The organism is Bacillus capparidis (assembly GCF_017832095.1).
Lineage (GTDB): Bacteria > Bacillota > Bacilli > Bacillales > Bacillaceae > Bacillus > Bacillus gobiensis.
This window is the reverse complement of record NZ_JAFDST010000001.1, coordinates 293,722-312,896: the sequence shown is the minus strand read 5'-3', so window position 1 is coordinate 312,896 and position 19,175 is coordinate 293,722. Positions and strand designations below refer to the sequence as shown.

Below are 19,175 nucleotides of genomic sequence, written 5' to 3'. Positions count from 1 at the left end.
TATGTTACTCCTCATCGTTTAAGTTAAATCGCTGAACAACGTGTTTGTTCAGCTCTTTTAGGTCTTCTTCGACATTTACATTGATAAATTCCCAGGACTTTGAACCGAAGCATTCTACTTCTAAATAATTTGTGTGAAGAAGTTGAAACAAATCAACAGCTCTCAATTGATTTCCCAGCAATTGTTTGTACACAACATCTTTTGCCTGATGATGAATGACAGAGACGAGCGGATGAATTCTACCGTCTGCGATTGGCACAACTGCATCAAATCCACGCGCTTCCCTTTTTAACAGCTCGATCGTTCTCTGTTCAACAAGAGGTGTGTCACAGGGAAGAAAGGTGTAATAGTCGGATTCAATAAGGTTCATGGCAGTATAAATTCCTGCCAATGGACCTTTTCCGCTAAACGGCTCGAGATCTACTATTATGTTTTCTTCCATCCTTTCTTGAAATCTGGCTACCAGCGAAGGATGAGAAACAATATAAGTCTGTTCTCCTCCCAAGGCTTGTTTGCACCATTCGTAAAGCAGTATTCCATTCCAGTTTTTAAAGGCTTTTGGTTGTCCGAAGCGGCTGGATTTTCCTCCGGCCAATAAAATATGACTATGCTTCACGATTCGTCCCGTCCTTTTTTGCAAGCTTTAAAAAATCATACCATATTGGTAAGACAAAAGTGAACTGAACTGTCATGGCAACTGAAAGTGACGCATAGTTTTTAATTAACGACGATAAGGGGGCTGTTTTCATGAAAAATAATAACTCTTCTCCATTTTTTCACGATCTTGCCCAAGAAAATTTGTATTTAAAATCAGAGATTGCCAGATGCCATAGTTTATTGCATGAATTAGAAGCGAGCTATTTTCACCAGAAGAATGTGCGGCTGAAAGATGAAAATGATACATTGCAGTCTCAGCTGCTCCAACTAACGTCCGAACTAGAAAAGTTAAACAGAAAAGATAAGAATGCTGAAAATTATAAAGAAACAATGGAAAAAGCGAAGCACTCTCTTTTAGAAAAAATTGTAACTTTGCATGACCTTTTGCAAAATGAGACCTTTAACAGAAAAAAAGATATCGACGAAAAACATCAGCTGCACTTAAAAAATATTAAGCTTCTTGAAGAGAAACAATATTTGCAAAGGTTTATAGAGAATAATGAGATATTATATGTTGAGGAAAAAAGCGCCAGAAAAGCCGGCGAGAAGCAAATTAACGAATTAAAACAGCTTAATCATTCGTTAGTCACCCAAATTCGCGAAAAAGCTTTGCACTTAAAATACATTTCAAAAGAGGTAGAACTGCTCGGAATGCAAATGTCCGATACGAAAAAACGAGTGGTAGAGCTAGAAAAATCGAAAGAATCAATCTTTTACGAAACCCTGCTTGCGTATAAAAGGCAGCTTGATGAAAGTGACGCTTGGATTTCCTCCCATTTTGCCGATATCGAATCTCGCCCTGTTCAAGAATCATCAGAAATGAAAAAGGAACAGGAGCAGACCATCGACAGTTCCTCTCAAATTGAGCACCTTCTAAAAGATGTTAGTGAAAAAATCACTGAATTAAAGCTGCGTGTGAACCTTGTTGAAAATGAAAGTGAAAAAATGAACGGAAAAATTGAAGAATGGAAGGAAGAAGCTGATTCAAGACTTAGTAAAAAATTCATCTATAAAATCGAGAAAAAAAAGAACCCTACCGACAAGCATTAATGGCTAACAACTTAATATTACGGCCATCCATGTGCGAAGCATAATAAAAAGCTTGAGGAACTCAAGCTTTTTTATTATGCTTCGCTTTCTTCAGGAATGTCGCCTTCTAAAATGTATTGTCCGCGATAAGGTTTTTTAACCTCAGGATACATTTTTATCAGGCTTTGCATGAAGGTCGTCATATTTGGAATTTCCAAACCGCTTTCTTTTTCGATTTCTTTTTGCAGCTCAGAGCTTTTAATGGCAGCATTGTGTCGTTTAAGCGTTTTAATAGCTGCTTCTCTTAGTTTGGCGGCTTTTGATCCAGGTCTTGCTGTACCTCTTCTTCTTCTCGAGATCCTTTCAGGCAGCTGGGATGAAGCCTCTTGAGTTTGCACCTCTTTTTGCTCTTGCGGCTGATGGTAGCTTTTCATTTCTTGAGCCGCTAGCTCTGCCAAAACTGGAAGCGATTCCGTTTTTCTATTGGATTCGCTTTCTTTCGTGTAGTCCTGCAGCTTTGGAGCTGGAATGCCGTCTAACTCTCTAAGCTTAGCATAAATTTTATCACGCTCAATTTGATATTCGCGAATAACTTTTACTTCAGCTTCATTTAGCTGTTCTAAGCGAAGTCTTAATGCTTCTCTTTCATTAAACAATTATATTACCCCCTCACAAGATAAAATCTTTTATTAATGATATTTTGATTACTTAATGATCACAGGATATTATATCATCAAATAAATTAATTTCCTCTATGCATTTATTACTATTTTATCAATTTAGTTACGGAAATAAATTCATTAATTCTAAAACAGTAATTATGTAATTAGCACATAGGCGGAAATGATACTTTCGTTATGTTGATTTTACCATCCTACTAAAATATATCAAGTAAAAAGGTATAGAATTTCCCAAATGGTTTTTATTGCTAAAATACAACAAACCCCGCCAATTTACGACAGGGTTTTACTAAAGTAGTTTTATTTTATTCGGTTTCACTTAAAACACGATTCACACGTTTTTCCAACATTTTCATTCCGCTTCCCCCGGCTTGAAAATGGCGAAGCTGGCCTGTCTTATCAAATACATAATAGGCTGGCACGTATTCATTTTCAAATGAATCGGTGAGTTTATGGCCGCTGTCAACAAAAATTGGCTGGCTGATGTCATGGTCACCGGCAACCTGTTTAATTTTTTCAATATCAAGATCATCTTCAGAACGAGGCATATGAACCGCAACGACATTCAATTTATCTTTATATTGATCACGAAATTCATTGACTTGAGGCATTGCTTCTTTACATAAGTGACAGCTCACAGACCAAAAGTGGATTAACGTTGGTTTTTCTCCAACTAAATCTTCTTTTTCAACATGACCGTTTAGCCATTCTGTTGCACCGGTTAATTCCGGCATAGGCTGACGCAATTTCATTAAAAATCCCTCCTAAAATACAAAAGATAAACTTTTCATGCGATATAAAAGGCCTAACATGTGTTAGACCTTTCATAGCTTGATCTTCTGAAAGATGTGATTTGAAGAATTAAAGAGTAGCTTGTCCTGGTTTCCAGTTTGCCGGGCAAAGTCCTCCAGTTTGAAGAGCTTGAAGTACACGTAAAGTCTCATCAACATCGCGGCCAATGTTGTTATGGAACACAGTTTGGTATTGAAGCTCACCTTCAGGGTTGATAATATACAATCCGCGCAAGGCAACCCCTTCTTCTTCAATCAATACACCGTAATCTCTTGATACAGCGTGATTTGTATCAGCTGCAAGAGGATACCTTAAGTCTCCCAGGCCGTTTTCTTTGCGGTCTGTATTGATCCAAGCAAGGTGAGTATGAATCGTATCTGTAGAAACACCGATCACTTCTGCATCAAGATCTTCAAACTCATCATAGCGATCAGACATTGCTGTAATTTCAGTTGGACATACGAAAGTAAAGTCCATTGGATAAAAGAATAATACTGTCCATTTATCATTTTTCATGTTTTCTTCTAAACTTACTTTCCCGAATTCCTTGTTCGCAAGCACTGCCTCCATCTCAAAACGAGGAGCTTGTTTACCTACAAAACGCTCAGCCATTTAAATTCCCTCCAATTTTATAATTTAGCTTTTTAAAGTTACACCTGTTCGTATACTCATTTACAAACAAATTATAAACCTGACCTGATTTTTAGTCAATATCAGCTAATAATAAATGTAAATAAGATCGATAGTTCGACCATCTTTTAAAAAAGCATACCATGTTTTTCTCCATGTAAACAAATAATCTGCACTTTAGAATAACAGCCGGCGCAGGATATGCACCAGCTGTTAATTAATGTTGTATTTTTTGTTCTACTATCTGGCAAATCTCATCGGCAGTCAGTCCTGACGCTTCGATAACAGAGCCTTCGATGACCACGTTGGAAACTCCGAGCATATTTGAATCCAAACCTGTCACTACGCAGCAGTCACACCCTTTAGCATCTTCCATGGCCTTCAAAGTAATCACATCGTAACCTTTTTCTTTAAGGGCATTTTCTACATCAGATAGAGACTCTTCAATTCCTATTTTTCCATTCATTGTTACCACCTCCACTACATAAGATGCCTCAATTGAATGGATTTTATTACTGTGTGATTCTCAATTATTCGCAGTCCTTGATAAATATTGTTTGACGATATCCACAGCATTTTCTATCGCTCTTTCGTCAGGCTTCAGCTTGGAATGGTGAAGTCCATAGGATGAATCAACTCCCAGCCAGAACATAAACCCAGGAATCTGCTCCACCATATAACCAAAATCCTCACCTGTCATTGCGGGAGCACAAACCCGTACGTCAGCCAGTCCTTCATCTGAAACAAAAGACATAAAGTCGCGAACGTATTGGTCATCATTGAATACCTGCCGATATGCGGCTGGATAACTTACGTTCACATCGCATTGATACGATATTCCAGTCCCTTTTGCCATTGTCTCTATCCTTTTTTTCACTTCTGCCATTGCTGGAACGGACAGGGTACGGATTGTCCCTTCAAGCCTGGCTTTTTCGGCGATAATGTTTTGAGCTGATCCTCCTCTGATTGTACCAATGGTAATTACCGCACTGTCCAAAGGGTCAACATTTCTTGAAATGATGGATTGCAGTTGGGTCACAAAAGAGCTCGCTGCCACTACCATATCTTGCGAAAGATGCGGAAAGGCTGCATGCCCTCCCTTTCCATTAAAATCTATGACAAGCTCGGATGTGTTTGCGAACAATAATCCGCTTCTTGTCGCTATCGTCCCTACAGGAAGCTCGGGAGCAATGTGAAGAGCCATAATCATATCCGGCTTCCACTCCTCCATCACCTTGCTGTCAAGCATAGGCTTAGCTCCGCCAGGTCCCTCTTCAGCAGGCTGAAACAAAAAGAGAAGATCATCTTTCACAGGGTTTCCCACAAACCAATCAACCAAGCCTAACGCAATGGTCATATGTAAGTCATGTCCGCATGCATGCATTTTTCCTTCGTGAATTGAGGAGAAATCATAGCTGGTTTCTTCCGTAATTGAAAGTCCGTCCATATCTGCACGATAACCAATTACTTTCTTTGGACTTGTCCCGGCTATTTTCACGAAAATGCCCGTTTTCCATGTTTTTATTTCTACCCTTTCAGATGGATAGCGAGACAAAATATTAAGAATATATTTTTGGGTCTCAAACTCCTGAAAGCCAATTTCAGGGATTTTATGCAGATCCCTGCGAATCGCGATTAATTGCTCAGTGTCCATATCTTCAACTCCATATCTTTCCATAAAGATAAAACGTTTGATTTTCTCGTGATAGTAAATAAGACGTGAATGAAGCATTCACGTCTTGGAAATATACAGTTACAGCTGGCGAAGCTCTTGTTTGATTTCTGTTTTGCCTTTTGTCTGTTCGTCTATATCCTTAATCTTTTTAGCAGGCGTTCCCGCTACAACAGTATAAGGTTCTACATCGTTAACGACAATCGCTCCGGCGGCAACTACAGCACCCTTGCCGACAGTAACCCCTTCAAGAACAACTGCATTTGCGCCAATTACGACATCATCTTCAACCACGACAGGCTTTGCTGATGGCGGTTCAATGACACCTGCAAGAACTGAACCGGCGCCAATGTGACAGTTTTTCCCTACTGTCGCTCTTCCTCCAAGCACGACGTTCATATCAATCATTGTTCCTTCACCGATGACTGAGCCGATATTGATCGAAGCTCCCATCATAATGACCGCATTGTCGCCAATTTCTACCTGATCACGAATGATTGCGCCAGGCTCGATCCGTGCTTTTACATCCTTCAGATCCAGCAGCGGTATCGCAGAGTTGCGGCGATCATTTTCTACTTCATAATCTTCAATTTTCTCTTTATTGGCTTCAATCGCAGCTGCAATCTCCTGCCATTCCCCAAAAACCACTCCTGTATTATCTGTCAAAAATGTTTTTGAGTTTTTTCCAAAATCGATTCCCTCAAGGCTGCCTTTTACGTAAACCTTAACTGGAGTTGATTTTGTACTATTTTGAATAAATGAAATAATTTCATTTGCATCCATCATTTTCATTATGTATGTACCTCCTGCCACTAATTTTCTACTTCATTACTGTATCAAAGGCTTTCCTTAAAAACAAGCATAAGAAAAAACAGCAGATCGTTACGAACCAGAGTCTTTCATCTTTTCCTCTACGACAGAAACAAAAGCCTCCACCTGCTTTAATTGAAATGTCGACTCATAGCCAAGCAGCCAAGTGTCTCTTCCGATCGGATTCCCTTTCAAATCTAATAGGGGTATTTTATTTATTTCTGTTTCATCTTTTTCATTCAACGTAACAGATGGCAATATGGCATACCCTATTCCGTGATAAGCCATTTGCTTGCACGTTTCAATTTGATCAACGATAATCGTTTGCTTTGGCGAGGTTTTAAATTTTTGATACCACCAATGCTGGATTTCTTGATAGTAGGTGCTGTCGCTTTTAAATTGAATAAACGGACGTTCTGTTTTGGCAAGGTCTTCAATACAATCGATTTCCGTGTCAGCCAAATACAAATAATCCGTCATCAAATACCTTTTTTCCCCTTTCCATTCAGGATTGCCCCTAATGATGCCGATATGAACCTGGTCATCGTACAACGCACGTACCATTTCACTGCTCCATCCAGTTAAAAGGGAAACCTTAGCTTTCGGAAATCTTTTGATATAGGATTTTAAAATTCCTGGCAGCCAGTGCTGCCCAATAATCGAAGCAGCAGCAAGCTTTAGAGTTCCATATATCTCTCCTTCAAGCTCTTCAATGCTCTCTTTCACCTTTTCTTTTTCTTTAGTCACGTCATTTGCGAATTGGATGATTTTTTCTCCAGCAGAAGTTACGGTCAATCCCTTTTGTGAGCGCAGAAAGATCTGAACGCCCCACGATTTCTCTATCGATTGAAGCCGCTGGGATAAAGCAGGCTGGGAGACAAACAATCTTTCAGACGCTTTTCTCATATTTCGTTCTTCCGCTAATACGACAAGCATTTGAAGTTCATAGAGCTGCACATTCATCCCTCATCATAAGTTTTTCTTATCCTATATTCTAATCAATCCATTATTTCATAATCAAGAGTTTTTACTAAATGGAAGAAGGCAAAAAAACAGACTGGGAATTCCAGCCTATTTGTTAAAATTACGAATGACTTTATTTAATTGTTTCAAAATCGTTCTTCTAGTAAAAATTCCTGCAAAAAGCTGTTCTTCATTTTCTACGCATACAAACCCATGATCAACGACCATTCCTAGGCCTTTAAGCAGAGGATCATTGATTTTTAATCTCGGAATATCGGTCTTCATCGCCTGTTCAACAGGTATTTGATCAAGTTTTTCGTATTCAATTCTTTTGAGGCCGATAATCTTATCCATAATCATGTTTGTGCCAATAAGGCCATGCAGCCGGTACATCGGATCCAGCACCGGTATAGCCGTATACCCCGTTTTAGTTAATACAAGAAGGGCATGCTCCAAATTATTGCCGATTTGAACATGGGCTACTTTGTCAGATTCAATCATAAAGTTTTCTATCGTCTTATGTAAAAGCTCTTCTGACTGTAAATGAATCATGTTTGCTCCGTCCCCTTTAATTCATCATAATCTAAAGCTCTTTTCCCTATTCTAATATAATTTAAACCATAGGTGAATTTGTCGAATTCTTTCCCCAAGATCCTCCGGCTTAATTTAAAAAAGATACTCTATAATTGAGTATCTCCTCCTACCTTATACTCTCTAGTTGTTAAAACGTACCCTGTCATATAAAGTAACCAGTTTCTTATAGGTTGTTTCATCTACGTCTTTCGTACCCGTTTCAATGTCGTAAAGTTCGCTGCTTAACAGCTCAAGTGCGTATTCGTTTGCAAAAAGGACATCAATTAGAAGTTTTTGTTCGTCTGCGGTTAATCCTTTGACAGAATTATTCATCGAATAAAGCCTCCCAGATGGTATTCATTTATAACAAGTTAAAGATATAAAATACTTATACCTTCGTCAAACGCACGATTCGACATCAACGGCTAATTATTCAAACTAAGTACTATTTCGTATAACGATTTGCATAGCTAAACGCAGTATATGAGTCTGGCTTAATCTTTGCTTCTATTCCCATGGCAGTTATCCTGCCTGTCATCTCTTGAATAAGTTCTTTCGTCTGGCCTTTTTTTCCTACATCCAAATGGACTTCTAGAGTGAGATCCGCTCCTTCCCCCGTAAAAGGGAGAAGGAGGTCCGTGATCTCTTCAAAATATTTCTCGAGAAAAATAGCCGTTATCTCTTGGCTGTAGGCAGTTTCCAATGAAATTTTTTCCCTGAGGCTATGTATTGGCCTTTTAATAACAGTATGTTTCAAGCATCCCCATGCACCTCTTCCTATTCGATGGAGATGTACCGCTGTAATAAATTTTGTATACTCCTGATGGACTTGTGAATCCGTTCCTATGGACAGTACATACGCCGACCGTGGATCCCTCAAGATGAATGATTTCAGCCTGTGAATGACATCCTGCATCGACATTTGATCTTCGGATAGGTTATAAAATCTCAAGGAATTTCTCATAAGCCACTCCTTTTAGAACTCATTCAGAAGAATCTAAGAGATCGGATCGTCCGTTTATCAGTAGTTCATGCGGTAGTTTTTCAGACGCTATTGCTGAAGCAGTTCAAATATTTCAATCGAAATCATATCAATATTATCAAAAGGGAACGTATTTGGTTTTTCTCCTTTAACGTATACCGTAAGCTCAAATGTTTGATTTTTTTCGAAATATTTTACACTGCAAACTTTTTCGCCTTCGACTTCAAAGTATCTTTGCGTCGGTTCATTTGCCGCCTCCGCTGATTCTTGTAAGCTTTGCAGCCTTGTAATAATACCCATTAACTGTGACATTTTTTATAATGACTCCTTTCAAAAGACAGCTTTTTGACAAACAAATTTTTGTTGGTCATCAAGCTCTACACGCATCATACCATAAAGTGAGCTCTGATTACATTTTTCACGTAATTGTTGATTGAAAAAAAAGAAGGATTTTGTGTCTTGAAAGGTAAGCATTTTATTGCCATCTTAGAAAAAATGAATAACATTTCCTTTAATAGGATGACCATCCGTTCGATATTTAAACCTATACTAAGGTTTATTTAATGAATGGCTGTCCTATTCCTTTTGTTCTCTCGCAAGAAGAAAAAGCGGACGAGTGCCGCTTAATATCAATAATTATATAAGTCCTTCTTGTTCATACAAATGCGAATAAGGCAGATCGATAAACAGATACACATTTTCATCAACAGGATAAGAGTATGTTCGTATCATTTCTCCTGTTTCAATATCGCTGTATAAATCGCTAAGAACGCCTTTTTTCAAGTGATTCATTTTTAAGATATTTTCAAGAAAATAAGGTCTCCAGCTCCAATTTTTCATTTTATATTCGGATTGCAAAATCCATTCTTCTCCTTTTTTCAGAACATTTGCGGTGAGTTGAAAGCCATTTTCATTACACATATAAATTCTAAAAGTGCAATCTGTCAGAGATTCGGCAAGCTTTACAATAAGATCATCATTTGATTGGCTTGTTTTTTTAAAGGCAGTAACGTTCTGATGGACTCGTTTATAGAACTGCTCAGAATAATCATGTACGGTTTCAAGCTTTCTCTTTTCGTGGGTGATAAATTGATTAAATTCATTTTGCAGCCGTTCCTTGAGCATGCTTCGATCAATAAATTCTTCGCCGGGACGCTGTAAGTAATATCCTTGAAAGTAGCGACCTCCATTTCTCCAGGCATATTGCAGCTGGAAATTGGCTTCGATATCCTCAAACAGCAAAGTGGCTCCTATTTTCCTGGCCAACAAGGCAATAGTATACAGGACGTATTCATAGGTCGGCGAAGGGGATGACAGTTTCAACGCCTGGAGATCGATTTTTAATAAATCGGGAGAGAGCAAGGCAATTCTGTCAAGGTTGCTGTTTTCCTTGCCAATGTTATCCACTGCTATTTTTATTCCGCAAGTTTTATAATACATGAGCATGTGGTACAGCTGTTCAATATCTCCCGTAAAATTATGCTCTGTAATTTCAATGACAATCCTTTCAAGAGAAAGACCTCTTTCTTCAAATTCCTTAAGAATGGCCAAAAACGCTTCTCCATGGTCAAGCATTAATATATTTGCATCCTGATTAATAAAAACCAGCAGATCAGGATCAGCTGTAAGAAAGTTTTCTAAAGCATTTTTTAGAATTTTTTCATCGACTTCCATTTTATATTCTTCAGGAATCGTAGGATCTAAGAAAAACGGTCCCAAACTTTTAATTTCGGAATCGATCACAATCCTCCCAAAGATTTCATAGCCTATTATTTTTTGTTCATCCGCGCTGAAGATTGGTTGATAATGAGGGCGGACAGCATCCATATTCGTCAAAATATCCAAAGGATCCAACATATTTGATCACCTGCTTTTGTTTCTTGCTCTGATTATATCATATTCAGCAGGGCATCAAAGATTATCACACCAGCAAAAAGGGTTTGCAACTTACTAAATGAAAACTAACATTTTACATCGACTAAACATATCGTAAATGAGAGCTTTTTTAAGACCAAGAGACTAAAAAAAGCCCGTTAATTCGGGATAAAAATTTGAAACGAATGTCATACACCGACCGTCCAATTCTAGGGTGACAGTGAGTAAAGGAGTGATCTGGTGCTGTATTATCAAGTGAAGCCGAACGAAACGATCGGAAGTATTGCGATGGATTTCAGGATGTCCGTTCCGTCACTAATGGCAGCAAACCCAGGGCTGAAACCAAATCAGATCATAGCAGGTACAACGATTGTGATTCCAGGAATAAGAAACCCTGCAACGATTCCCTATCACGTCATCATTCATTTAGATCAAAAAATATTGCAGCTTTATCACTCCGGAAGATTAATGAAAACCTATCCGATTGCCGTCGGAAAAATCCTCACGGCAACACCGAGCGGTGATTTTGTTGTCGTTAACAGAGAGCCGAATCCAGGCGGTCCTTTTGGCGCGTATTGGCTCAGTTTATCCAAGCTGCATTACGGAATTCATGGAACGAATAATCCTTCGTCAATTGGAAAAGCTGTTTCAAAAGGGTGTGTTAGGATGTATAATCAAGATGTTGTAGAGCTTGCTTCGATTATTCCGAACGGAACCCGTGTCTCGATAAGGAGTTAAGGTTTACGAGACGTTCGACTTGAACCGAGTAGATTTTATGCGGAATAAAAAAATTCCTTTGATTACCACCAAAGATATCATATGATGTAATAGGAAATTTTTTAAAGGAGCGTGTTCATGGATATATTTAAAAACCGCAATTTTGTCCGGCTGTTCTTTGCTGCTTTTGCCTCACAAATGGGCACAACAGTTGGGAACATGGCTTTTGCCTTTTATTTGCTGGACCGTTTCAGCAACCAGCCGGGCTATGCTACTACTGCGGAGCTAATGTATTCTTTGCCCACTATTTTTGTTTTTTTAATTGTGGGTGTTGTAGCAGATCGTTTTGACCGCAAAAAAATAGCTGAAAATTGCGATTGGATCAGAGCAGGGTTAACAGTTTTATTATTCCTATCTATTCTAACCGAATCAATTCCGCTTACGTTTTTTATTCTTTTTACGAGGAGCGCAGTCACAAAGTTTTTCTATCCTGCAGAAGCGAGCCTTGTACAAGCCATTTTAAAAAAGGAGCAATATGCGAAAGCTGCTGGTTTAAACCAAATGCTTTTTAGTATGTTTATGGTTTTTGGCGTTGGTCTCGGAGCTTTGATGTATAAAACGATAGGACTTGAAGGCGCGATTGCCATCGATTTTATCAGCTTTATTTCGTCCGGCCTTTTAATCAGAGCATGCAAAATCCCCGTTGAGGCCAGACTGCCGAACGGGAAAGCAAATTGGAAAAGCATTAGCTTAAAATCCTCTATGCGGGATTTTAAAGAAGGGCTTACCTATATTTTAAAAAATAAACTGCTTGCCTCGCTGGTTTTTGGATTCTTTGTCTTTGGATTCGTGAACGGCGGATTCGCAGTGCTTCCAATGTTTACAATGAAATATGAGCTGTCACCAGACAATTACGAAACGCATGCTTCGTTTTTTGCAATTTTTCTCGGAATAGGCTTGCTTGCGGGAAGCCTGCTCGGATCAATTCTTAGCAAAAAAGTAAAGCCTTATCATTTAATGTCAGTCCCTATTTTTATAGCTTCTGTCTTAATCTATTTGCTTGGCTATACCAACGAACTGACGATTTATTATGCAGCCGTATTTACAATCGGAATGTGCATCGGACCGATCAACATCGCTATCGGAGGATGGATGCCTAAAATTGTTCACCCTCGATTAATGGGCCGTGTAAGTGGATGGGTGGATCCTTTGACGATGTTTGCCCAATCTTTGACCCTCGGATTAATCGCTATATTATTTCCGCATGTGATTCAAAACATCGATTATATCTATTACGGTATGGCAACTGTCATACTTTGTGTATTCGTCTTCTATTTTTTCAAGCTGCCGAAATTCAGCGCGGAAGCCAAGGAAATCGATATAAACAGCGCACTTCATTCGGCCAAAGGGAAGAAAAAGGTTTTATAAAGGGAAATTCTAAGGTTTAACCATGAAAATGCGTTTTTCTTTATTGAAAAACGCATTTTCACTAAATTTACATTCTTTTTATCTGCTTGTATAATGGAGATCAAATCATATTTAATAGAACAAGGAGAGGTACTATGGACGACCATTCCAGAGCTAATAAAATGCAGCCGACAGTTGAAAATCTTTCAAAAGCAATTTATATTGTCAATCGGCATGCGAAAACTGCTCCAAACCCCAAATTTTTATATTTTTTAAAAAAGCGAGCGCTTCAAAAGCTTGTCAAAGAAGGAAAATGCAAAAAATTAGGACTTCATTTTTCCAGAAACCCAAAATACAGCCAGCAGCAATCTGATGTATTGATTGCACTCGGTGACTACTATTTTCACATGCCTCCCACTAAAGAAGACTTCGAAAAACTTCCGCATTTAGGGACATTGAATGAATCTTACCGAAATCCCAAAGCACATATGCCTTTAATTCAAGCGAAAAATCTTCTGCAGGATTATGTAGGAATTAAGGACAAGCCTGTTTCTACAACTAGGAAACAGACAAAACCGGTATTTAAAAAGCTCGGTGAAAGCTATTTTTAATTTTATCCATCTTAAAAGAGGCCGCAACGTGTGCGGCCTCTTTTTATGCCCATTACATAAGTAGGGTATCCACTTTATCAATTAACAAATTGATCTCAGGCTTCGAAATTTGCTCATCCGCTCCTACCTTCTGCCCTCGATATTTCATTTCTTCTGTAATCAAGGATGAAAAGATAACGACAGGAACATTTGCGCATCTAGGGTCTTCTTTTAACTGGTTCGTTAGATGAAAGCCGTCCAGTTTGGGCATTTCTATATCAGTGATCACTAAATCAACATACTCATGCAGCATCGATCCTTCAGAAATAAATGACATCATATGCCGATATGCTTCTTCTCCGTCTTTAAAGCATTGAATCGTATGATATCCGGCATTCGTCAATTCAGTTTCCAGCATGTTTCGAAGAAAAGGAGAGTCTTCCACTACAATTAAACGTTTGTCTACTCTGATTTTTCTGTTGCCTCTTTCATGGACTTGATAGGCATTATATCCATTATCAGCTTCAATATCACACACGATTTTTTCAAAATCCGGGAGAAAAACAAGCTTGTCGTCTAATTCAAACATGCCTGTTATATAACTCTCAAAGCCATGGTTAATTGCCTCAGGCCCATCAATCTGTTTCCAGGAAACCCTGTGAATTTGGTAAACTGCATCGCAGCGGAACACAAGCTTTTTTTGATTCATTTCGGCAATCATAAATTTTTCATCCAATTGGTTAGCTGGTTCCAGACCATAAACGGAAAAAAGGCTGATAACTGGCAATACCTCTCCCCTTACAGTGACCATTCCTTCAACATACGGATGAGAATGCGGGATATTGGTTATCGGAACCGGTTCGATAACCTCTCTTACTTTCATCACATTGATCCCAAAGAGGTTCGAACCAACCTCAAATTTCACAAGCTCAAGAAGATTTTCCCCTTTGACAATTGGCCCTTTCTTAGCTATCACCCTAATCCCTCACTATCTTAACTAGTCTTACTTATATATCGGCTTTAATCGATATCATGTTGAGACTCAGGAGGTGATTTTACTCCTCTATGTATGAATAGCCCGACAATTGCAAGCAACATCAAGGAACCAAGAGCCATTCTGCTTGCAGTATTTCCCCAATCGGCAAAAATCCAGGTAATGGATCCGTACAGCAAGGGACCGATAACCGAAGAAACTTTTCCGGAAAATGCGAATAATCCAAAGAATTGCCCCCTTTTATGTGGAGGTGTCAGTTCAATAATTAAGGTTCTTGACGTTACCCAGCATGCTCCAAGAGCCACACCGAATAAGGCTCCCGTAATCCAAAAGATCCAAGAAGCCACAGCAAAAACAGCAAGAGCCAGTGCAATGATTAATAAAATCCCTACATAAGTGACCGCTTTTTTTGCCCCAACGGTTTTCGTAACATATCCGAAAATAAAAGATCCTATAATACAGGCAAAAGTAGATACTAAGTAGAGCAAGATGAATTCCCCTGAAGAAAAACCGATAACCGCCTTTGCATAGACTGCCATCATCGCGATGGCTGTGGAAATGGAATCATTGAGAAAAAAATACGTGAGCATAAATAAAAAAGCAGGCCGGTACAAGCGAATTTCTTTAACCGTTTCGATAATCTCTTTGTATCCGCTAAAAAAAGATTTTTTCTCAGCTTCATTTCCTCTGCCTGCAAATGGGGCCTCTTTATATCCAATCATAAGTGGCAGGGAAAATAGCAAAAACAGCAGCGCAGTTGGGATAAAAGCTCTGTGAAAGTCTTCTCCAACGAATGGGTAAACAGACAGCCCGACAATCGTGCCTACATATCCAACAGCAATACCAAACCCTGATATAACCGGGATCGTTTCTTTCGTCCCTAAATCAGCAAGTATAGTATCATAAAAAACGAGACCTGAGCTATAAAAAAAACTGGCGATTACAAACAATAAAATCACTAGAAGCAGCGATAAAGAGAGCCCGTTTACAGTACCGGAAATGCCAGCTCCTGCAATCAACCCCATTAACAAAGTGCAAAAGACACAAATCAAGGTAAACCAGGTTATGTACCTTTTTTTCTTTCCTGTTCGATCTATTAGTACGCCAAAAAGCGGGGTGAAAATAACAAGCAAAAGGCTTGAAGCCGCATTTGCGTAAGAAATAAATGTACTGGCAATCTGATTCATTCTCTCGCTGTCACCTACAGCTTCCTGCAAATAAAACGGAAAAAAAATTGTCACCATATTGGATGAAAAAATCGTATTTGCAAGATCATATAGAGCCCATGATAGAATGGGAAGTGTAAGAAAAAGCTGAAACCCGCGTTTTTTTGTAAATTGAGATGAAGCTTTCCGGTCGATGTGTGATTCTGGCATATTGTTTCTCCTTTCATTCCTTCACCATTCAATTCTTTTTTAGGTACGGAATTTCCTTTAATGAATGAAAAAATTTACAAGAAATACATAATAAACGAATTTACAGACTGATCTATCGATAAAAACGGGAAAATTACTATCCAAAAGTTCTTGATCATTTATCTTTTGCATAGGTTTATTGATGACAAGTTGTTTAAAGATGGTAAAATAAGATAGACTTATTCTATTTATAAGGTGATGAAGACATGGAACATTTGCTTAATCAAAACGTAAAGACTATTGAAATATCAGGAATACGAAAATTTTCTAATCTCGTCGCCCAATATGACAATGTTGTGTCTCTTACCATTGGACAGCCTGATTTTTTTACTCCTCATCATGTGAAATCTGCAGCTAAAGCAGCCATTGATGAAAATTTCACTTCTTACACTCCGAATGCTGGATATATTGAACTGCGTGAAGCGATCCAGCGTTATATAAAAGAAAAGATGGAGCTTACTTACGATGCTGAATCAGAAATTATCGTTACAGCCGGGGCAAGTCAGGCGCTCGATACCTCGCTCCGAACCATATTAAATCCTGGAGACGAAGTTATTTTGCCGGGGCCGGTCTATCCGGCTTACGAATCGATCATCAAGCTGTGCGGTGCAACCCCTGTCTTTGTCGATACGACGGGACACGGCTTCAAATTGACAGCAAGGCTGTTGGAGCAGGCGATCTCACCGCAAACAAAATGTGTAGTCCTGAATTACCCGTCAAACCCGACCGGTGTTACGTTGTCTGAAGAGGAGCTTAAGGAAATCGCTGCTCTGCTGAAAGGAAGAAATATTTTCGTCTTGTCTGATGAAATTTACAGCGAGCTTATTTTTGACCGCGCTCACTCTTCCATTGCCACCTATTTGAGAGATCAGACCATTGTCGTTAACGGACTTTCAAAATCACACAGCATGACCGGCTGGAGGATCGGATTTCTGCTCGCGCCAAAGGAGATTAGCAAGCATCTATTAAAAGTGCATCAATATAATGTCTCCTGTGTTTCTTCGATTTCACAAAAAGCAGCATTCGAGGCAGTAACGAATGGTTTTGATGATGCATCGATCATGAGGGAACAGTACAAAAAAAGATTGGATTACGTGTATGACCGTTTAATCACGATGGGGCTTGACGTGATAAAGCCTTCCGGCGCTTTTTATATTTTTCCTTCCATTAAAAGGTTCGGATTAAGTTCTTTGGATTTTTCAATGGGATTGCTTGAAGAAGGAGTAGCAGTTGTGCCGGGGAACTCATTCTCTGAGTACGGAGAGGGCTATGTCAGACTCTCATATGCTTATTCTTTCAGCACTCTTAAAGAAGGCTTGGACCGCCTTGAAGAATTTATCATGACGAAGCTGGCAAGTCATACGCAAGCTTAAAAAAGTTTTTTAAGGACGATAACAACGGCTTAAATAAGGCCGTTGTTATTTTATAAATCGGATCGTAAAAGTGGTTCCCTCCCCGATTTTGCTTTTTACTTTGACAGTACCTTGATGATCCTCGATAATTTTATAGCTGATCATAAGCCCCAGACCGGTTCCCTTTTCTTTCGTTGTTAAAAATGGCTCACCGATCCGTTTGAGAATATCTTCGGGTATGCCTTCGCCTTCATCTTTAATCACAATTTCGATGTAATCTTTCTCTGCCTGAATGGCAATGTCAATCTTTCCGCCGGCCGGCATCGATTCGATTGAATTTTTTATAAAGTTGATAAACACTTGCTTCAAATGATTTCCATCACCTTTTATTGTCGAATCCTCATCATTGCAGTAGGAAGGATTGATAATAATTCCATTTAAATTAGCTTGTGTGTCGAGCAAAGCTGTTACCTCTCTAATCAGCTTATTCATATTTAAGGAATTGTTTATGGCATGCTGCTGCGGTTTTGCCAGCATCAAAAGTTCACTTAAAATGAGCTCAATTCGATTAAGTTCGGAAAAAACAATATCAAAATATTGGCCATTTTTATGAATAGCCGGCTTCATCAGTTGAAGAAAGCCCTTAATCGCTGTTAAAGGATTTCTAATCTCATGGGCGATACCAGCCGCAAGCTGTCCTGCTAACGATAGCTTTTCAGATCGAAGCATCAGCTCTTCTGTCTGCTTTCTTTCCGAGATATCTCGTAAAATGATTTGAACGGCATTATGACCAAAAAAGGTTGTCGGGATACATACCATTTCCGTGTAAATCAACCTCTCCTTAAACGTATACCACGTCTGTTTCATAATTTCTGAATCCGTTTTATTTTCAATGAAGCGTTCAAGTCTATTCTTTACATCCTGATGGTCGTTTGGATGCAGGAGGGAATAAATGTCTTTTCCGATTAACTGGTCATAATCCTCAGCATCGAATAACTGAATCCCCGAGTTGTTAATAAATACCCATTTTTCATTATGGATGACAGCAATGGTATCGATTGAATTTTGTATAAGCAGCTGATACCTTTCTCTGCTTTTTTGCAAAATATCCTGAAATTTTTTCCTGAAAGAAACATCTATCAGCTGAATGACCTCCGCGTTTTGCTTTTCAAATACCGTTGCTGCGGAATTAACCTCCAAGTGGATCAAAGAACCGTCAAGCTTTCTCCAAGTTTGCTCGACAATCCCGACATCCAAGCCTTTTTGCATGCGAATAATTCTATTTTTTACAATTTCATGGTAATCCTCTTCAATAAATTCGTAGGCATATTTCCCGATAATTTGATAAAAATGGGAAGCTCCCAAAAGCTGAAGCATCGACTTATTAGCATAAACAATTTTGCCGCGGATACTAATATACAATGCTCCAGGAAGGTTGTTGAATAATTTGGATGCTTCTTCAGAGCTCCAAGAAGCATTTTGGATATCAGGCTCATTTTGACTCTCGATATCTACGGGCTGATTTATTGTCCTCATCTTCAGAATGATTTCTCTTTCATTCATACTGATCTCGTTTGTGATAAAATCAATCGCCGCTTCGATATGTACATGAGAGTAATCATTCATTATGAATCGAAAGGTACAAGGCATTAAGCGATGTTCATTATAAAAAAAACGATCAATTAAGAATTGGTCTTCCTTATGTAAATAATTTTTCATTAATGTCCCAATTAGTTCCTCTTGCCTGTAGCCAAGCAAAGCTGAGCAATTGGAGGATATGTATTTAATTTGTCCCGTTGCTGATAATACTGCATATAAATCCTTGTGAGGCAACGATTTATCTTCTCTCTCCATATAAGATCAATAACCCCCTTCCAATCATCTTATATGAACATTCGATAAAAATCGGTATATCTCCTTCTAATATTATTAGATTCGTCAAAATTCGCTTAAAAGAAAAGCACGAAAACATTCGTGCTTTTCTCCCATATTAGCGGGCAGGTAATATTCATGTGTTGATTGGCCGCCCGTAAATAC

Annotated in this window: 21 protein-coding genes; 5 read left to right on the top strand and 16 right to left on the bottom strand. The window is 38.8% G+C overall.

Annotated features, from left to right (window positions below; all coding sequences use genetic code 11):
* Positions 1–4: 4 nt before the first annotated feature.
* Positions 5–616 (bottom strand): molybdenum cofactor guanylyltransferase, encoded by a 612-nt coding sequence (locus JOC74_RS01575; protein ID WP_053602645.1) that lies wholly within the window; start codon positions 614–616, stop codon positions 5–7.
* Between the two features lie 131 nt (positions 617–747).
* Between JOC74_RS01575 and JOC74_RS01570 the strand changes: the two genes are divergently transcribed.
* Positions 748–1,707: a hypothetical protein gene (locus JOC74_RS01570; protein ID WP_053602644.1), complete on the top strand. Its 960-nt coding sequence runs from the start codon at positions 748–750 to the stop codon at positions 1,705–1,707.
* Positions 1,708–1,781: 74 nt separating this feature from the next.
* On the opposite strand, the gene JOC74_RS01565 is transcribed toward JOC74_RS01570, so the two are convergent.
* From JOC74_RS01565 to JOC74_RS01510, 12 genes are all read right to left on the bottom strand, one after another.
* Positions 1,782–2,342, bottom strand: coding sequence for a Rok-like winged helix domain-containing protein (locus JOC74_RS01565; RefSeq protein ID WP_053602643.1), 561 nt, complete (start codon positions 2,340–2,342; stop codon positions 1,782–1,784).
* A 329-nt stretch (positions 2,343–2,671) separates the two neighbouring features.
* Entirely contained in the window at positions 2,672–3,118 is a 447-nt protein-coding gene (locus JOC74_RS01560; RefSeq protein WP_053602642.1) for a TlpA family protein disulfide reductase, read from the bottom strand.
* 109 nt (positions 3,119–3,227) lie between these two features.
* Complete coding sequence (gene ahpA / locus JOC74_RS01555) at positions 3,228–3,770, bottom strand: biofilm-specific peroxidase AhpA (RefSeq protein ID WP_053602641.1); 543 nt, start codon at positions 3,768–3,770, stop codon at positions 3,228–3,230.
* A gap of 235 nt (positions 3,771–4,005) precedes the next feature.
* Entirely contained in the window at positions 4,006–4,254 is a 249-nt protein-coding gene (locus JOC74_RS01550; RefSeq protein WP_053602640.1) for a YkuS family protein, read from the bottom strand.
* Positions 4,255–4,314: 60 nt separating this feature from the next.
* Complete coding sequence (locus tag JOC74_RS01545; RefSeq protein WP_053602639.1) at positions 4,315–5,442, bottom strand: N-acetyldiaminopimelate deacetylase; 1,128 nt, start codon at positions 5,440–5,442, stop codon at positions 4,315–4,317.
* A gap of 99 nt (positions 5,443–5,541) precedes the next feature.
* A complete protein-coding gene (gene dapD, locus JOC74_RS01540) occupies positions 5,542–6,252 on the bottom strand; it encodes a 2,3,4,5-tetrahydropyridine-2,6-dicarboxylate N-acetyltransferase (protein WP_053602638.1) in 711 nt (236 codons plus the stop codon).
* A gap of 90 nt (positions 6,253–6,342) precedes the next feature.
* Positions 6,343–7,227: a transcriptional regulator CcpC gene (gene ccpC, locus JOC74_RS01535; RefSeq protein ID WP_053602637.1), complete on the bottom strand. Its 885-nt coding sequence runs from the start codon at positions 7,225–7,227 to the stop codon at positions 6,343–6,345.
* Between the two features lie 114 nt (positions 7,228–7,341).
* On the bottom strand, positions 7,342–7,785 hold the full coding sequence (cbpB, locus tag JOC74_RS01530; RefSeq protein WP_053602636.1) for a cyclic-di-AMP-binding protein CbpB: 444 nt from the start codon (positions 7,783–7,785) through the stop codon (positions 7,342–7,344).
* Positions 7,786–7,947: 162 nt separating this feature from the next.
* A complete protein-coding gene (abbA, locus tag JOC74_RS01525; protein ID WP_053602635.1) occupies positions 7,948–8,139 on the bottom strand; it encodes an antirepressor AbbA in 192 nt (63 codons plus the stop codon).
* A 112-nt stretch (positions 8,140–8,251) separates the two neighbouring features.
* Positions 8,252–8,770 (bottom strand): ribonuclease H-like YkuK family protein, encoded by a 519-nt coding sequence (locus tag JOC74_RS01520; RefSeq protein ID WP_053602634.1) that lies wholly within the window; start codon positions 8,768–8,770, stop codon positions 8,252–8,254.
* An 87-nt stretch (positions 8,771–8,857) separates the two neighbouring features.
* The gene (locus JOC74_RS01515) at positions 8,858–9,100 is read right to left on the bottom strand and encodes a YkuJ family protein (protein ID WP_053602633.1); all 243 of its coding nucleotides are present in this window, start codon (positions 9,098–9,100) and stop codon (positions 8,858–8,860) included.
* Between the two features lie 324 nt (positions 9,101–9,424).
* On the bottom strand, positions 9,425–10,645 hold the full coding sequence (locus JOC74_RS01510; RefSeq protein ID WP_053602632.1) for an EAL-associated domain-containing protein: 1,221 nt from the start codon (positions 10,643–10,645) through the stop codon (positions 9,425–9,427).
* Between the two features lie 258 nt (positions 10,646–10,903).
* Between JOC74_RS01510 and JOC74_RS01505 the strand changes: the two genes are divergently transcribed.
* The 3 genes from JOC74_RS01505 (at position 10,904) to JOC74_RS01495 (ending at position 13,398) form a co-directional block, all read left to right on the top strand.
* Entirely contained in the window at positions 10,904–11,401 is a 498-nt protein-coding gene (locus JOC74_RS01505; RefSeq protein WP_211086026.1) for a L,D-transpeptidase family protein, read from the top strand.
* Between the two features lie 117 nt (positions 11,402–11,518).
* A complete protein-coding gene (locus JOC74_RS01500; protein WP_053602631.1) occupies positions 11,519–12,808 on the top strand; it encodes a Mef(A)/Tet(V) family efflux MFS transporter in 1,290 nt (429 codons plus the stop codon).
* A 134-nt stretch (positions 12,809–12,942) separates the two neighbouring features.
* Positions 12,943–13,398, top strand: a complete 456-nt coding sequence (locus JOC74_RS01495) for a YkyB family protein (protein ID WP_053602630.1) — start codon at positions 12,943–12,945, stop codon at positions 13,396–13,398.
* Between the two features lie 52 nt (positions 13,399–13,450).
* Here JOC74_RS01495 and JOC74_RS01490 read toward each other — a convergent pair whose 3' ends face one another.
* Together JOC74_RS01490 and JOC74_RS01485 are read right to left on the bottom strand one after the other, a co-directional pair.
* Positions 13,451–14,350, bottom strand: coding sequence for a chemotaxis protein (locus tag JOC74_RS01490; RefSeq protein WP_312883781.1), 900 nt, complete (start codon positions 14,348–14,350; stop codon positions 13,451–13,453).
* Between the two features lie 47 nt (positions 14,351–14,397).
* Positions 14,398–15,747, bottom strand: a complete 1,350-nt coding sequence (locus JOC74_RS01485) for an MFS transporter (protein WP_053602628.1) — start codon at positions 15,745–15,747, stop codon at positions 14,398–14,400.
* A 245-nt stretch (positions 15,748–15,992) separates the two neighbouring features.
* On the opposite strand from JOC74_RS01485, the gene JOC74_RS01480 reads away from it, so the two are divergent.
* Positions 15,993–17,159, top strand: a complete 1,167-nt coding sequence (locus JOC74_RS01480; RefSeq protein ID WP_053602627.1) for an aminotransferase A — start codon at positions 15,993–15,995, stop codon at positions 17,157–17,159.
* Between the two features lie 45 nt (positions 17,160–17,204).
* Here JOC74_RS01480 and JOC74_RS01475 read toward each other — a convergent pair whose 3' ends face one another.
* Positions 17,205–18,992: a PAS domain-containing protein gene (locus JOC74_RS01475; RefSeq protein WP_053602626.1), complete on the bottom strand. Its 1,788-nt coding sequence runs from the start codon at positions 18,990–18,992 to the stop codon at positions 17,205–17,207.
* Between the last annotated feature and the right edge of the window lie 183 nt (positions 18,993–19,175).

What these genes read in the sequence shown, in the direction of transcription:
- JOC74_RS01510 (WP_053602632.1), bottom strand. Translation starts at nt 10,645, where the DNA reads ATGTTGGATCCTTTGGATATTTTGACGAATATGGATGCTGTCCGCCCT.
- JOC74_RS01495 (WP_053602630.1), top strand. Translation starts at nt 12,943, where the DNA reads ATGGACGACCATTCCAGAGCTAATAAAATGCAGCCGACAGTTGAAAAT.
- JOC74_RS01500 (WP_053602631.1), top strand. Translation starts at nt 11,519, where the DNA reads ATGGATATATTTAAAAACCGCAATTTTGTCCGGCTGTTCTTTGCTGCT.
- abbA (WP_053602635.1), bottom strand. Translation starts at nt 8,139, where the DNA reads ATGAATAATTCTGTCAAAGGATTAACCGCAGACGAACAAAAACTTCTA.
- JOC74_RS01560 (WP_053602642.1), bottom strand. Translation starts at nt 3,118, where the DNA reads ATGAAATTGCGTCAGCCTATGCCGGAATTAACCGGTGCAACAGAATGG.
- JOC74_RS01520 (WP_053602634.1), bottom strand. Translation starts at nt 8,770, where the DNA reads ATGAGAAATTCCTTGAGATTTTATAACCTATCCGAAGATCAAATGTCG.
- dapD (WP_053602638.1), bottom strand. Translation starts at nt 6,252, where the DNA reads ATGAAAATGATGGATGCAAATGAAATTATTTCATTTATTCAAAATAGT.
- JOC74_RS01515 (WP_053602633.1), bottom strand. Translation starts at nt 9,100, where the DNA reads ATGTCACAGTTAATGGGTATTATTACAAGGCTGCAAAGCTTACAAGAA.
- JOC74_RS01475 (WP_053602626.1), bottom strand. Translation starts at nt 18,992, where the DNA reads ATGGAGAGAGAAGATAAATCGTTGCCTCACAAGGATTTATATGCAGTA.
- JOC74_RS01485 (WP_053602628.1), bottom strand. Translation starts at nt 15,747, where the DNA reads ATGCCAGAATCACACATCGACCGGAAAGCTTCATCTCAATTTACAAAA.
- JOC74_RS01480 (WP_053602627.1), top strand. Translation starts at nt 15,993, where the DNA reads ATGGAACATTTGCTTAATCAAAACGTAAAGACTATTGAAATATCAGGA.
- ahpA (WP_053602641.1), bottom strand. Translation starts at nt 3,770, where the DNA reads ATGGCTGAGCGTTTTGTAGGTAAACAAGCTCCTCGTTTTGAGATGGAG.
- JOC74_RS01550 (WP_053602640.1), bottom strand. Translation starts at nt 4,254, where the DNA reads ATGAATGGAAAAATAGGAATTGAAGAGTCTCTATCTGATGTAGAAAAT.
- JOC74_RS01545 (WP_053602639.1), bottom strand. Translation starts at nt 5,442, where the DNA reads ATGGACACTGAGCAATTAATCGCGATTCGCAGGGATCTGCATAAAATC.
- cbpB (WP_053602636.1), bottom strand. Translation starts at nt 7,785, where the DNA reads ATGATTCATTTACAGTCAGAAGAGCTTTTACATAAGACGATAGAAAAC.
- JOC74_RS01570 (WP_053602644.1), top strand. Translation starts at nt 748, where the DNA reads ATGAAAAATAATAACTCTTCTCCATTTTTTCACGATCTTGCCCAAGAA.